We start from the raw sequence: 14,815 nt of genomic DNA on the forward strand, positions 1-14,815 counted from the left end.
GCGTTTAATTTGGTTAGTCTCTGAAATCAAGGTACAATAGCCCGATTTTTCAATAAAAAGAAAGAATTATGCAAGAACAAGTTAATTTAGAAAAAGATCTTTCCACGTTTAAAACCTTTAAACGTTTATGGCCGACAATTAGCCCTTTTAGAGCAGGCTTGATTGCGGGTGCTATTGCTTTAGTGCTAAATGCCTTAGTAGACTCGGGGTTAATTTATTTGCTTAAACCACTTTTAGATGAAGGTTTTGGGCAGGCAAATCACGGTTTTCTTAAATTAATGGCAATCCTTGTTGTGGTATTTATTTTAGTTCGGGGAATTACCAATTATATTGCCAGTTACTGTTTAGCGTGGGTTTCGGGTAAAGTGGTAATGAACTTACGCCGTCAAATTTTCCAACATTTAATGTATATGCCCGTGAGTTATTTTGATAATAACCCGACCGGGCGTTTGCTTTCACGTGTAACGTACGATACCGAAATGGTGGCAAGTTCAGCTTCTCATTCGTTAGTTACCATTGTGCGTGAAGGGGCGTATTTGATCTCTCTATTTGTAGTGATGATCTATACCAGTTGGCAACTCTCAATTGTGCTATTTATTATGGCTCCGATTATTGGTGTGCTAATAGGTTTTGTTTCAAAATATTTCCGTAAATTAAGCCGTAACATTCAAAACTCAATGGGCGAGCTGACAATCACCACCGAACAAATGTTAAAAGGGCATAAAGAGGTACTTTCCTTTGGTGGACATAAAGTCGAAAAAGATCGTTTTGAGCGTGTAAGTAATGATATACGTCGTAAGGGAATGAAAGTTGTTTCTGCTGATGGTATTTCTGATGGTGTGGTGCAGCTTATAGCTTCTTTTGCATTATCTGCCGTACTTTATGTAGCAACTTTCCCTGAAGTGATGAGCGAAAATCTTACCGCAGGTTCATTTACGGTTGTGTTTTCGTCTATGATGGCAATGCTACGCCCATTAAAATCATTAACTAATGTAAACTCGCAATTCCAACGTGGTATGGCTGCTTGCCAAACATTATTTGAGTTTTTAGATTTAAAAACCGAGAAAGATAACGGTTCTGTTCGAGTAGAAAAAGCAGAAGGTAATGTTGAATTTAAAGATGTCAGTTTTACTTATGTAGGTAAAGATGAAAAAGCATTAAACAACATTTCGTTTGAGATCCCTAAAGGCAAAACTGTGGCATTGGTGGGGCGTTCTGGTTCGGGTAAATCAACCATCGCCAATTTGCTCACTCGTTTTTATGATATTGATGACGGTGAAATTTTGTTAGACGGCATTAATATTCAAGATTACACCTTGAAAAACCTGCGTGAACAATGCTCTGTAGTTTCACAGCAAGTTCACTTATTTAACGATACGATTGCCAATAACATTGCTTATGCGGCAACAGATAAATATAGCCGAGAAGAAATTATTAAAGCGGCAAAAGCAGCTCACGCAATGGAATTTATTGAAAAACTTGATAATGGTTTAGATACCGTGATTGGTGAAAATGGAGCAAGTCTATCAGGCGGGCAACGCCAACGTTTAGCAATTGCCCGTGCCTTGCTAAGAAATTCCCCTGTGTTGGTGCTTGATGAAGCAACTTCTGCATTAGATACTGAATCAGAAAGAGCCATTCAATCCGCATTGGAATTATTGCAAAAAGATCGTACTGTGCTTGTCATTGCTCACCGATTATCCACGATTGAAAAAGCCGATGAAATTTTGGTGGTCGATCACGGAAATATTATTGAACGAGGCAATCACTCAGAACTTCTTGCTCAAGGTGGAGCTTATAAGCAGCTCCATAGTTTACAATTTGGGGCATAACAAGTGGTTGATTTTGACTGAAAGTTTGCAAAATCATTCCAAACATTATGATTTATAGGGGCGAAATATTTCCGCCCTATAGCATATAGAGAATACTATGAAAAAACTGACAACACTTTTATCCCTTACTACCTTGCTGATTTTAACAGGCTGTAACTCAGTATTAAATGCACCTACCGAAGTACAAAAACCAACGGTAGAAATTCCGCACAACGATCCCCAATGGCAGCAACATTTAGTTCAATTAGCCAAAATTCAGAGCTATAAGGCAGCAGGGCAATTTGGTTATATTTCACCGGAAGAGCGTTTTTCTTCCCATTTCAATTGGCAATACAACACGCCAACTCAATTTGGCTTAGAACTTTCTTCTAACCTTTCGACGAAATCCCTCAAATTAGAGCGTAATAAACGAGGCTTAACCGTTTCAGATAGCGAAGGTAATAGCCGTTCAGATCGTGATATTGATGCCCTAATGCAAGAGATTATCGGTGTGTCGTTCCCAATCGACCAATTTGCCTATTGGGTAAAAGGTCAGCCTGAAAAAGAAGGGAATTATATTGTGAATGAAAAACGTCAGCTTTCACAATTTAGTTATCCGCTGAATGGCACGATTTGGAAAGCAAGTTATGTAGAATATCACGAAGATCGTGTACCGAATTTGCCAAAATTAATTGTGCTTGAAAACGGTACGCAGACGTTAAAAATCCGCATTGAAAGATGGACTTATTAATGGAAAAAGTGATTTTACCCAGTCCGGCTAAATTGAACCTGTTTTTGTATATTACCAATAAACGAGCAGATGGCTATCACGAGTTGCAAACGCTATTTCAATTTTTAGACTTTGGCGATGAAATTGAGATTGAAATTACCGATAACCCTGAAATTGAGCTAATAAATCAAGTTGAAGGTGTGGCGGTTGGAGATAACTTAATTTACCGAGCTGCAAAACTTTTGCAAAAAACGACCGCTTGCAACAAAGGGGCGAAAATTGGCATTACTAAAAATTTGCCGATGGGCGGCGGTGTGGGGGGCGGTTCATCAAATGCTGCTACAGTGTTGGTTGGCTTAAATCATTTATGGCAAACAGAGCTTTCACTTGAGCAGTTGGCGAAATTAGGGCTAAGTTTAGGGGCTGATGTGCCGATCTTCGTCAGAGGTATTGCCGCTTTTGCCGAAGGGGTTGGAGAAGTTTTAACGCCTTGTGAGCCGGAAGAAAAATGGTATGTGGTATTAAAGCCTGAAGTTTCCATTTCAACGGCAGTGGTTTTTAACGATCCAAACTTACCTAGAAATACGCCAAAACGTACTTTATCAGAATTATTATCTTCAAAATGGGCAAACGATTGCGAAAAAGTTGTGCGAGAAAGGTATTCTGCGGTTGAAGATCTTATGCAAGAATTGTTACAATATGCACCGTTTAGGCTGACAGGCACTGGTGCTTGTATTTTCGCCGAATTTGATACAAAAGCAGAAGCCGAGCAGGTTTTTGCACATAAGCCGGAAGAGACATTTGGCTTTGTGGCGAGAGGACAAAATATTTCGCCATTACATCAAAAATTACTCCAAACTAACCACCAATAACCAAAGGATCACTCAATGACAGATATTAAACTGTTTGCGGGCAACGCAACGCCGGAACTCGCTAATCGTATTGCAAAACATCTTTATACCTCGTTAGGTAATGCAACTGTTGGTCGTTTTAGCGATGGTGAAATTCAAGTGCAAATCAATGAAAATGTGCGTGGAGGCGATATTTTCATTGTGCAATCAACTTGTGCACCAACCAATGATAATCTTATGGAATTGATTGTGATGGTGGACGCTTTACGTCGTGCTTCTGCCGGTCGTATTACAGCCGTTATCCCATACTTTGGCTATGCTCGCCAAGATAGACGTGTGCGTTCAGCTCGTGTACCTATTACAGCAAAAGTGGTAGCAGACTTCTTATCAAGCGTAGGAGTTGATAGAGTATTAACTTGTGATTTACACGCAGAGCAAATTCAAGGATTCTTCGATGTGCCGGTGGATAACGTATTTGGTTCACCGGTGTTAATCGAAGATATTTTGAAGAAAACCGATTTAGTGAACCCGATTGTGGTTTCTCCGGATATCGGTGGAGTAGTGCGTGCAAGAGCGGTAGCTAAATTGCTTAATGATACGGATATGGCAATTATTGATAAACGTCGCCCGAAAGCGAATGTATCTCAAGTAATGCACATTATTGGTGATGTGGCTGAGCGTGATTGTATCTTAGTTGATGATATGATCGATACTGGTGGCACATTAGCTAAAGCAGCTGAAGCATTAAAAGAGCGTGGTGCTCGTCGTGTATTTGCTTATGCAACGCATGCGGTGTTCTCAGGTTCTGCTGCTCAAAACTTAGCAAACCCGGCATTAGATGAAATTGTGGTAACAGATACTATTCCACTAAGCAATGAAATCAAAGCACTTAACAAAGTACGAGTTTTAACTTTATCGGGAATGCTTGCCGAAGCAATCCGCCGTATCAGCAATGAAGAGTCTATCTCTGCAATGTTTGATGCTTAATGATTTTATTACCCGAATGCCCAATCCTATGATTGGGCTTTTTTATAACTGTTTATCATTAGGGAAAATGCCTTTATGTATTCTCTTATTCGTCAATGTTTATTTTCGCTTGATGCTGAAAATGCACATCAACTTTCAATTCAAGCATTAGCATTATTCGGAAAGCTGCCTTTTTCGCCGTTTGCTATACCTTCTAATCCAACGACAGTAATGGGGTTGCATTTTAAAAACCCGATTGGTTTAGCGGCAGGAGCAGATAAAAACGGTGAGGCTATTGATGGTTTCGGTAAATTAGGATTTGGCTTTATTGAAGTGGGGACAGTTACGCCCGTTGCACAAGATGGAAATCCTAAGCCAAGACAGTTTCGAGTTTTGGAAGCTGAAGGCATTATTAACCGTAACGGCTTTAATAACAAAGGGGTAGATGCTTTAATTGAAAATGTGAAAAAAGCAAAATATGACGGCATTCTAGGAATTAATATCGGTAAAAATGCGATCACGCCGATTGAGCGTAGCTTAGATGATTATTTGATTTGCTTACGCAAAGTGTATGAATATGCGGATTATGTAACGGTTAATATCTCATCGCCAAACACTAAAAATTTGCGTAGTTTACAATATGGCGAAGCCTTAGATGATTTACTGGCTAACCTTAAGCAAGAACAAGCACTACTTTCGCAAAAAATGAGTAAATATCGACCGCTTGTATTAAAAATTGCCCCTGATTTAACCGATGAAGAAATTGCCTCTGTTGCAGATAGTCTGGTTCGACACCAAATTGATGGCGTAATTGCAGGTAATACCACGCTTTCTCGTGAAAGTGTGGCTGGTCTAACGCACGCTGAACAGCAAGGTGGATTAAGTGGTAAACCTCTACATCAATTAAGCACTCGACTGATTGCAAGATTATCTACAGAACTAAATGGGCGAGTGCCGATTATTGGAAGTGGGGGAATTCACTCGCTAGAAAGCGGGCAGGAGAAAATTGATGCCGGTGCAAGTTTACTTCAGGTTTATTCCGCGATGATTTATCAAGGTCCATCGCTTATTCAAGATGTTGCTAAGGTTCGCTTAAAGTAAAAATAGAATGTTAGGTTATTTTATTTTCACAAATAGAGAAGAAAGCCTCACCCTTGAAAATTAGACAAAACCAGCGATTTTTGCTATCTTGCACTACAAATTTATCTACAAAATTTAAACAAATTTTATAATTTTCTGTAAAAAATGTTTAAAATCAAATAGATAATAAATTTACTTGTGGTTTTTAGTCTTAAATTTTAACTAAGAATAAATTCAAAATAGCGATTTGAGATGAATTTTTTCGATAAAAATTGGTCTAAAAATCATCAAACAAGCAAAATTTGTTAAAATTTTGTTATTTATACTTCAATCATTAATTTAATAAGGAAGAATACTATGTCAGAGAACTTGAGAAATGACGTAGATCCAATCGAAACTCAAGATTGGTTAGCATCACTCGATTCGTTAATTCGTGAAGAAGGTTTAGAGCGTGCTCAATTTATCGTTGAACAGGTTATCAGCCAAGCTCGTGCTGGTGGAGTATCATTACCAACGGGTACAACGACAGATTATGTGAACACGATTCCTGTTTCTGAGCAACCAGCTTATCCGGGTGATCATAAAATCGAGCGTCGTATTCGTTCTGCGGTACGTTGGAACGCTATTGCAGCAGTACTTCGTAGCCAGAAAAAAGATCTTGACTTAGGTGGGCATATCTCAACCTTCCAATCCGCGGCAACAATGTATGAAGTTTGCTTCAACCACTTTTTCAAAGCACCAACTGAGAAAAATGGCGGCGATTTAATCTTCTTCCAAGGACACGCTGCCCCGGGTATGTATGGTCGTGCGTTCTTAGAAGGTCGTATTACTGAAGAACAAATGGATAACTTCCGTCAAGAAGCCTTTGCCGATGGTCTGTCTTCTTACCCACACCCTAAATTAATGCCTGAATTCTGGCAATTTTCAACCGTATCAATGGGTTTAGGTCCTGTTAATGCCATCTACCAAGCTCGTTTCTTAAAATATTTAGAACATCGTGGTTTAAAAGATACAGCAGATCAAAAAGTTTATGCTTTCTTAGGTGATGGCGAGATGGACGAAATCGAGTCTAAAGGTGCATTATCTTTCGCAGGTCGTGAAAAATTAAATAACTTAATTTTTACTATCAGCTGTAACCTTCAACGTTTAGATGGTCCGGTAAACGGTAATGGTAAAATTGTTCAAGAATTAGAGGGTGTATTTACCGGTGCTGGTTGGGAAGTGATTAAAGTATTATGGGGTAGCGAGTGGGATAAATTATTCGCCAAAGATACTTCAGGTAAACTTAGTCAATTAATGATGGAAGTGTTAGATGGTGATTATTTAACATTTAAATCGAAAAGCGGTGCTTATGTGCGTGAGCATTTCTTCGGTCGTTACCCGGAAACAGCCGCATTAGTTGCAGATATGACAGATGATGAAATCTGGGCATTACGTCGTGGTGCACACGATTCTGAGAAACTTTATGCAGCGTATGCAAAAGCACAAAAATCAGACAAACCGGTTGTAATCTTAGCTCAACAAGTAAAAGGTTACCGTATTCCTGAAGCGGAAAGTAAAAATACGGCTCACCAATCTAAAAAAATGTCATTAGAGAGCTTAAAAGGCTTCCGTGATTACTTTGAATTGCCATTAACTGACGAGCAAGTTGAAAACTTAGACTACATCAAATTTGCTGAAGGGTCAGAAGAATACAATTACTTACACGCTAAACGTAAAGACTTAAACGGTTATGTTCCGGTGCGTAAACCGAAATTCACAGTTGAGTTTAAAGTGCCAGAATTATCAGAATTCCAAGCATTATTAGATGAGCAACCACGTGGTATTTCAACCACAATGGCATTCTCTCGTGTACTAAATACTTTATTAAAAGATAAAAATATCGGTCAGCAAATCGTGCCAATTATTGCGGACGAAGCTCGTACTTTCGGTATGGAAGGTTTATTCCGTCAAATTGGTATTTATAACCCATTCGGTCAAAACTATGTGCCGTCAGACCGTGATTTAGTAGCTTACTACCGTGAAGCAAAAGATGGTCAAGTATTACAAGAAGGTATCAATGAGTTAGGTGCAACTGCATCTTGGGTTGCTGCTGCAACATCATACTCTGTAAGTAACTTACCGATGATCCCATTCTTCATCTACTACTCAATGTTCGGCTTCCAACGTGTAGGTGATATGATGTGGTTAGCAGGCGACCAATTAGCTCGTGGCTTTATGATCGGTGGTACATCTGGTCGTACAACCTTAAACGGTGAAGGTTTACAGCACGAAGATGGTCATAGCCATATCCAAGCAGGCGTAATCCCGAACTGCGTAACTTACGACCCGGCATTCGCATTTGAAGTGGCAGTAATCGTTCAAGATGGTATCCGCCGTATGTATGGTGAAAACCAAGAAGATATCTTCTACTACATCACGACATTAAACGAAATCACAGAACAACCTGCAATGCCTTCAGGTGCAGAAGAAGGTATCCGTAAAGGTTTATATAAATTTGAAACAGTTGAAGGTAAAGGTAAAGGTCGTGTTCAATTATTGAGCTCTGGTGCAATTATGCGTCACGTTCGCTTAGCGGCTCAAATTCTTGCAAATGACTATGGTGTAACTGCAGATGTATTCTCAGCTCCATCATTCAATGAATTAGGTCGTGATGGTGCAGATGCTGCTCGTTGGAACTTATTACATCCAACAGAAGAACAACGTGTTCCTTATGTAGCACAAGTATTAGCAGATGTACCAACCGTCGCAGCTACTGACTATATTAAACTATACGCTGAACAAATTCGTGCGTATGTACCAAGTAAACACTATCACGTGTTAGGTACAGATGGTTTCGGTCGTTCAGACAGCCGTGCAAACTTACGTGAACACTTCGAGGTTGATGAGCGTTATGTTATAGTTGCAGCACTTGCTCAATTAGCGAAAGAAGGCACAGTAGAAACTAAAGTTGTTGCGGATGCTATTGCTAAATTTGGCTTAAATGTAGATCGCATTAATCCATTATATGCGTAATACAAGCGGTAAAATTTAACGAAAATTTTGCAAAATGGGGTGGGGAAGCCCACCCTAAATTTGTAAGGATAAAATCAGTTTATCTGTTTACAAAAGAAGGATTTTAAAATGTCAAAACAAATTAATGTACCAGATATCGGTTCAGATGAAGTAAGTGTTACTGAAGTGATGGTAAAAGTTGGCGATACTATCTCGGTAGACCAATCAATCATTAACGTAGAAGGCGATAAAGCATCTATGGAAGTACCGGCACCGGAAGCAGGTGTGGTAAAAGAAGTATTAGTAAAAGTAGGTGATAAAGTTTCAACCGGTTCCCCAATGTTAGTATTGGAATCAGCTGATGCTGCACCAGCGGTTGAAGCTCCAAAAGCAGAAGCGGCTCCTGTTGCACCGGTAGCAACCTCAGCAGTTGTTGAAGTTAATGTACCGGACATTGGCTCAGACGAAGTAAACGTAACCGAAATTATGGTTAAAGTAGGCGATAGCGTTGAAGTTGATCAATCAATCATTAACGTTGAAGGCGATAAAGCGTCAATGGAAGTTCCTGCTCCGGTTGCCGGCGTGGTAAAAGAAATTTTAATCAATGTAGGTGATAAAGTTTCAACCGGTAAATTAATTATGAAGTTTGAAACAGCATCATCTGTACCAGCACAAGCAGTTCCTGTGTCTGAAACCGTAGCACCAGCTCAAGCATCAGCATCTGCAATTAAAGATGTGAATGTACCGGATATCGGTGGCGATGAAGTAAACGTAACTGAGATTATGGTTAAAGTAGGCGATTCGGTATCAGATGAGCAATCTTTAATTACCGTTGAAGGCGATAAAGCGTCAATGGAAGTACCGGCTCCATTTGCAGGTGTTGTAAAAGAAATTTTAGTGAAATCAGGTGATAAAGTATCAACCGGTTCATTAATTATGAAATTTGAAGTGGCTGGTGCTGCACCGGCTCCGGTAGCACAAACTGCACAAGCTCCTGCTCCACAAGCATCTGCTCCAGCAAAAGCTGATGTAGCTCCCGCAGGTCAAAACCAATCAGGTTTAAACCAAGAGCAAGTAGTTTCTGCAGCAGGTTATGCACACGCAACACCTGTAATTCGCCGTTTAGCTCGTGAGTTTGGTGTAAACTTAGATAAAGTAAAAGGTACAGGTCGTAAAGGTCGTATCGTTAAAGAAGATATTCAAGCATACGTTAAAACGGCAGTTCAAGTATTTGAAAAACAAGGTGGAACAGCAGCTGCGACAACAGGTGCAGCAAATGGTGCCGGTTTAGGTTTATTACCTTGGCCGAAAGTCGATTTCAGCAAGTTTGGTGAAGTTGAAGAAGTTGAATTAAGCCGTATCAATAAGATTTCTGGTGCGAACTTACACCGTAACTGGGTAATGATTCCACACGTTACGCACTTCGACCGTACAGACATCACAGAGTTAGAAAACTTCCGTAAAGAGCAAAACAAAGAAGCTGAAAAACGTAAGTTGGATGTGAAGATCACCCCTGTGGTATTCATTATGAAAGCGGTAGCAAGTGCGTTAGAAGCATTCCCGCGTTTCAACAGCTCAATTTCTGAAGATGCACAACGTTTAACATTGAAAAAATACATTAATATCGGTGTTGCGGTAGATACGCCAAACGGCTTAGTTGTTCCAGTATTTAAAAATGTAAACAAAAAAGGCATCATTGAGCTTTCTCGTGAATTGATGGAAGTATCGAAAAAAGCACGTGAAGGTAAATTAACTGCATCAGATATGCAAGGCGGTTGTTTTACTATTTCAAGTTTAGGTGGCATTGGTACAACTCACTTTACCCCAATTGTAAATGCACCTGAAGTAGCAATTTTAGGCGTGTCTAAATCTGAAATGCAACCGATTTGGAACGGCAAAGAATTTGAGCCACGCTTAATGCTTCCATTGTCATTATCATTTGACCACCGTGTAATTGATGGTGCTGATGGTGCAAGATTCTTAAGCTATATCAATGGCGTATTAGCAGATATTCGTCGTTTAGTAATGTAATTTTAACAAGCGGTTGTTTTTGTAAAAAATTTTGCAAAATCGACCGCTTGTATAACAAATTGAGGCAAATATGAGCAAAGAAATTAAAACACAAGTCGTGGTACTTGGTGCAGGTCCGGCAGGTTATTCAGCAGCATTCCGCTGTGCAGACTTAGGTTTAGAAACAGTAATCGTTGAACGTTATTCAACCTTAGGTGGTGTATGTTTAAACGTAGGCTGTATTCCGTCTAAAGCATTACTACACATTGCAAAAGTAATCGAAGAAGCCAAACACGCCGTGCATAATGGTGTAACATTTGGCGAGCCGACTATTGATTTAGACCAAGTTCGTGCAGGTAAAGAAGCTGTTGTATCAAAATTAACGGGTGGACTAGCCGGTATGGCAAAAGCTCGTAAAGTACAAGTGGTTGAAGGTGAAGCAACATTTACCGGTCCGAACACACTAGTAGCTCGTGATCGTGATGGTAATCCAACAACGGTTACCTTTGATAATGCGATTATCGCAGCAGGTTCACGCCCAATTCAATTACCATTTATTCCACACGAAGATCCGCGTGTTTGGGATTCAACCGATGCCTTAAAATTAAAAGAAGTTCCTAAAAAACTTTTAATTATGGGTGGTGGTATCATCGGTTTAGAGATGGGAACAGTTTACAACGCTTTAGGTTCAGAAGTGGAAGTGGTTGAAATGTTCGACCAAGTGATTCCGGCAGCGGACAAAGACATTGTGGCAATCTACACCAAACAGATCGAGAAAAAATTCAAGCTAATGCTTGAAACAAAAGTAACCGCAGTTGAAGCAAAAGATGACGGTATCTATGTTTCAATGGAAGGTAAAGCGTGTAACGACACAAAACGTTACGATGCGGTATTAGTTGCAATCGGTCGTGTGCCAAACGGTAAATTAATTGATGCAGGCAAAGCAGGCGTGCACGTTGATGAGCGAGGCTTTATTCCGGTTGATAAACAACTTCGTACCAATGTGCCGCATATCTTTGCGATCGGCGACATTGTGGGACAACCAATGTTAGCTCATAAAGGTGTTCACGAAGGACACGTTGCAGCAGAAGTAATTGCCGGACAAAAACACTACTTCGATCCGAAAGTGATTCCATCAATCGCTTACACTGAGCCGGAAGTTGCTTGGGTAGGTAAAACTGAGAAAGAGTGTAAACAAGAAGGCTTAAACTACGAAGTTGCTAAATTCCCTTGGGCTGCTTCAGGTCGTGCGATTGCTTCTGAATGTTCAGAAGGTATGACAAAGTTAATTTTCGATAAAGACACTCACCGCTTATTAGGTGGTGCGATTGTAGGTAGTAATGGTGGCGAATTATTAGGCGAAATCGGCTTGGCAATTGAAATGGGCTGTGATGCGGAAGATATCGCATTAACCATTCACGCTCACCCAACCTTGCACGAATCTGTAGGCTTAGCGGCAGAAGTGTTTGAAGGTTCTATCACAGACTTACCAAACGCAAAAGCGAAAAAACGCTAATTTATAACCACTAGCAAGCGGTTGATTTTTGTAAATTTTTTGCAAAAATCAACCGCTTGATTATTTTTAAGGCTCAAATCAAGTCGAGTGAAGTTTTTTTCAGCATTCAGCAGTAGAAGTTTCATTTTGTCATTGACATAAAATCATAAATCCGTAAAATGCACCTCATTCCACAACGCAGTGTTGTGGAACTTCAAATGCGGGAATAGCTCAGTTGGTAGAGCACGACCTTGCCAAGGTCGGGGTCGCGAGTTCGAGCCTCGTTTCCCGCTCCAATTTTCAAATCTTACGGCGTGTTAGCAAAGCGGTTATGCACTGGATTGCAAATCCATGTAGCTCGGTTCGACTCCGGGACACGCCTCCATCAAAACTTATCATTTTTATTTTTATTCAATATTTTCTTGCAATATTCAAGTTGAACTTTATTCGTCTTTTTCTGCCAAAAACTAACGACTAAGGAGAAAACTATGTGGAAGAAAACATTGCTCGCCGTATTTTTAGCAAGCCAATATACATTTGCGGCAGGAGTTGGACAAGAGCCATCAAAAAGTTATACTGAAAAAGAATTAAAACAATTAAAAAATGATTGGTTAGCAATTTATCAGAAAGAGTTACAGCACGCAGAAAATTTACGTTTAAAGCAGAGAGAAAATTTTCAGCAGATTAATTATTTAATCGATGCAGCCATCAGCCAGAAGAATTTATCAGCGGCAACAGAACAAATTATTCAGCGTTTACTTGCGACTTTATCGGGCTATCCGCTAGAAATGGAAGCGGAATGGAAATTGTTAAATGCTAAACTGACGTTGAAGCAAGTCACAATAAACGAAGTTAAAGCATTTATTTCAAAATATCCGGATTCTTTATATCAAAAACAGTTGCAGAATTTTATGTTTGAACAGCTCTATCGTGAGCAAAAATTTGAAGAATTAGTAGAGTTTGCAAAGGGTGTCAAGCCAACACAGTTAGTTGATCAATGCCGTCTGTTTTCAGCTCGTTATGAAATAGTCGCAAGTAAAGCTCAGATTAATCCTGCGGTCGAACAAAAAATAGAGAATGCGGAATTATCGGCACTAGCGAAAGAATTTGATGCTTTTTGGCTTGCTAATCCTAAATTAACTTCTGATTGTGCAAATTTAGAAAGCCATTGGCGAGAGCAGGGGTTCAAAACAGATGAGAAAGTACGTCTGAAAGCGGTCGAATTAGTCAAACAAAATGCAAATGCGGAGATTACAAATTTAGCAATTAATGCAACGGCTGAAAATTTGAAAACGTGGCTCAGTTCAGTTGAAAAAGTAGTGAGTAATCCGAAAGAATTGCAAAATTTTATTGAAAATCAACCGCTTGATTCATCGTTTAAAGCGGAAAATAAAGCAATTATTGTGGAATTATTGCCAAAATATATTCGTACTCAACCAGAGAAACTAGATAATCCAACATTTGAGAAATATCAATTATGGGCTGAGCAGTACCAATTTAGTGAAGATGAATTTAAAGCGTTAAAAACCGCTTTTATCAGCCGACATTTTGATAATGAAGAACCCACATTCCAACTCTGGCGTGATGAACAGATTAAAGCCTTAGGGGCTGATAATCTATTAGAACGCAGATTGCGTATGGCAATTTGGCAAAAAGCAGATTTAAATGAGTGGTTGCAGTCTCTCTCTCAAGAAGCTAAAGGAAAAGCAGAATGGCGTTATTGGGCGGCTAAAATTGAAAAAAATGGAGCTAAGCGTAAAGCAATATTTGAAGTATTAATAAAAGAGCGAGGGTTTTACCCAATGCTGGCTGCTCAACAATTAGGGGTTGCTTATCAATTCCCTATTATTGAAGTGGCAGATTTAACACAGGCACAACGTGAATTGTATGAAAAGCAATTTGAGCGTATTCAAGAGTTGCGAGAACTCGGGCAAATGGAGCAGGCTAAGCGAGTTTGGATTAATTTAATCAATAATGTAAAAGCTGAAACGGGAGAGCATCCGCCTACCCAAACTCAACTTGCTATTATTAAATATGCAAAAGAGCAAAATTGGTATGATTTAGCGGTGGAGGGCACAATCCAGATAAAAGCCTTTGATAATATTGATTTACGCCTACCGAATGCGTATTCAGATTGGTTTGATCTGAATTTACAAGATAAAAAAATCAGTAAATCATTTGCACAAGCCATCGCACGGCAAGAAAGTGCTTGGAATCCACAAGCTCAATCACACGCAAATGCAAGAGGGTTAATGCAAATGTTGCCAAGTACAGCAGAAAAAACAGCTAAAGATAATAGTTTACCCTTTAGAGGTGATCGGGATTTATTTAGACCATTCAACAATATTATGCTTGGCACAACACATTTAATGGAGCTAAATGAAAAATATCCAAACAACCGCATTTTGATATCATCAGCGTATAATGCAGGTGTTGGGCGTGTAGAGCAGTGGCTTGGTCGGAGTAAAGGTACTTTAGCAATGGACGAATTCATTGCCAGTATTCCATTTTATGAAACCAGAGGCTATGTGCAAAATGTGCTGGCTTATGACTATTATTACCAAATGCTCTATGGTAATGTAAGTGAAAAATCAAAAAATGGATTAAAAATGTTCTATCAAGAGGAATTAGGGGGAAAATATTAAAAAGTGCTTGCATTTTTAGTTTAAAAGTCTATAATGCACCACATCAGACGCGGGGTGGAGCAGCTTGGTAGCTCGTCGGGCTCATAACCCGAAGGTCGTTGGTTCAAATCCAGCCCCCGCAACCAGTTTTAAGCTCACAGCTTTGGTTAAAGTTGTGAGTTTTGTTTTATATGGTGTTTTAAATTAATTTTGCAAAAAATTAGCAAAAAAAGACCGCTTGTAGTCGTTACATC

The 14,815-nt window shown here is 39.6% G+C and carries 9 protein-coding genes and 3 tRNA genes; all 12 read left to right on the forward strand.

The features are described 5' to 3' along the window. Positions 1-68 precede the first annotated feature (68 nt). The 12 genes from msbA to ICJ55_RS06850 all read left to right on the forward strand — a co-directional run bounded on the left by msbA (position 69) and on the right by ICJ55_RS06850 (position 14,707). Positions 69-1,832 (forward strand): lipid A ABC transporter ATP-binding protein/permease MsbA, encoded by a 1,764-nt coding sequence (msbA, locus tag ICJ55_RS06795; protein WP_188156124.1) that lies wholly within the window; start codon positions 69-71, stop codon positions 1,830-1,832. A 97-nt stretch (positions 1,833-1,929) separates the two neighbouring features. Then, on the forward strand, positions 1,930-2,562 hold the full coding sequence (lolB, locus tag ICJ55_RS06800) for a lipoprotein insertase outer membrane protein LolB (RefSeq protein WP_188156125.1): 633 nt from the start codon (positions 1,930-1,932) through the stop codon (positions 2,560-2,562). Continuing rightward, positions 2,550-3,413 carry a 4-(cytidine 5'-diphospho)-2-C-methyl-D-erythritol kinase gene (gene ispE / locus ICJ55_RS06805; RefSeq protein WP_188156126.1) on the forward strand — a complete coding sequence of 288 codons (864 nt, stop codon included), beginning with the start codon at positions 2,550-2,552 and terminating at the stop codon, positions 3,411-3,413. The genes lolB and ispE overlap by 13 nt, the downstream gene beginning before the upstream one ends. Before the next feature lie 15 nt (positions 3,414-3,428). Further along, a complete protein-coding gene (locus ICJ55_RS06810; RefSeq protein ID WP_025236145.1) occupies positions 3,429-4,379 on the forward strand; it encodes a ribose-phosphate pyrophosphokinase in 951 nt (316 codons plus the stop codon). 75 nt (positions 4,380-4,454) lie between these two features. Further along, complete coding sequence (pyrD, locus tag ICJ55_RS06815; RefSeq protein ID WP_188156127.1) at positions 4,455-5,459, forward strand: quinone-dependent dihydroorotate dehydrogenase; 1,005 nt, start codon at positions 4,455-4,457, stop codon at positions 5,457-5,459. A 336-nt stretch (positions 5,460-5,795) separates the two neighbouring features. After that, on the forward strand, positions 5,796-8,453 hold the full coding sequence (gene aceE, locus ICJ55_RS06820; protein ID WP_188156128.1) for a pyruvate dehydrogenase (acetyl-transferring), homodimeric type: 2,658 nt from the start codon (positions 5,796-5,798) through the stop codon (positions 8,451-8,453). Between the two features lie 108 nt (positions 8,454-8,561). Continuing rightward, on the forward strand, positions 8,562-10,463 hold the full coding sequence (aceF, locus tag ICJ55_RS06825; protein ID WP_188156129.1) for a pyruvate dehydrogenase complex dihydrolipoyllysine-residue acetyltransferase: 1,902 nt from the start codon (positions 8,562-8,564) through the stop codon (positions 10,461-10,463). A gap of 70 nt (positions 10,464-10,533) precedes the next feature. After that, complete coding sequence (gene lpdA, locus ICJ55_RS06830) at positions 10,534-11,958, forward strand: dihydrolipoyl dehydrogenase (RefSeq protein WP_188156130.1); 1,425 nt, start codon at positions 10,534-10,536, stop codon at positions 11,956-11,958. Positions 11,959-12,157: 199 nt separating this feature from the next. Beyond that, positions 12,158-12,233 (forward strand) — tRNA-Gly (locus ICJ55_RS06835). A gap of 15 nt (positions 12,234-12,248) precedes the next feature. Beyond that, positions 12,249-12,322, forward strand: a tRNA-Cys gene (locus ICJ55_RS06840). 103 nt (positions 12,323-12,425) lie between these two features. After that, positions 12,426-14,582, forward strand: a complete 2,157-nt coding sequence (locus ICJ55_RS06845; RefSeq protein WP_188156131.1) for a transglycosylase SLT domain-containing protein — start codon at positions 12,426-12,428, stop codon at positions 14,580-14,582. 48 nt (positions 14,583-14,630) lie between these two features. Then, positions 14,631-14,707, forward strand: a tRNA-Met gene (locus ICJ55_RS06850). Positions 14,708-14,815: the final 108 nt, after the last annotated feature.

Source organism: Mannheimia bovis, assembly GCF_014541205.1.
GTDB lineage: Bacteria > Pseudomonadota > Gammaproteobacteria > Enterobacterales > Pasteurellaceae > Mannheimia > Mannheimia bovis.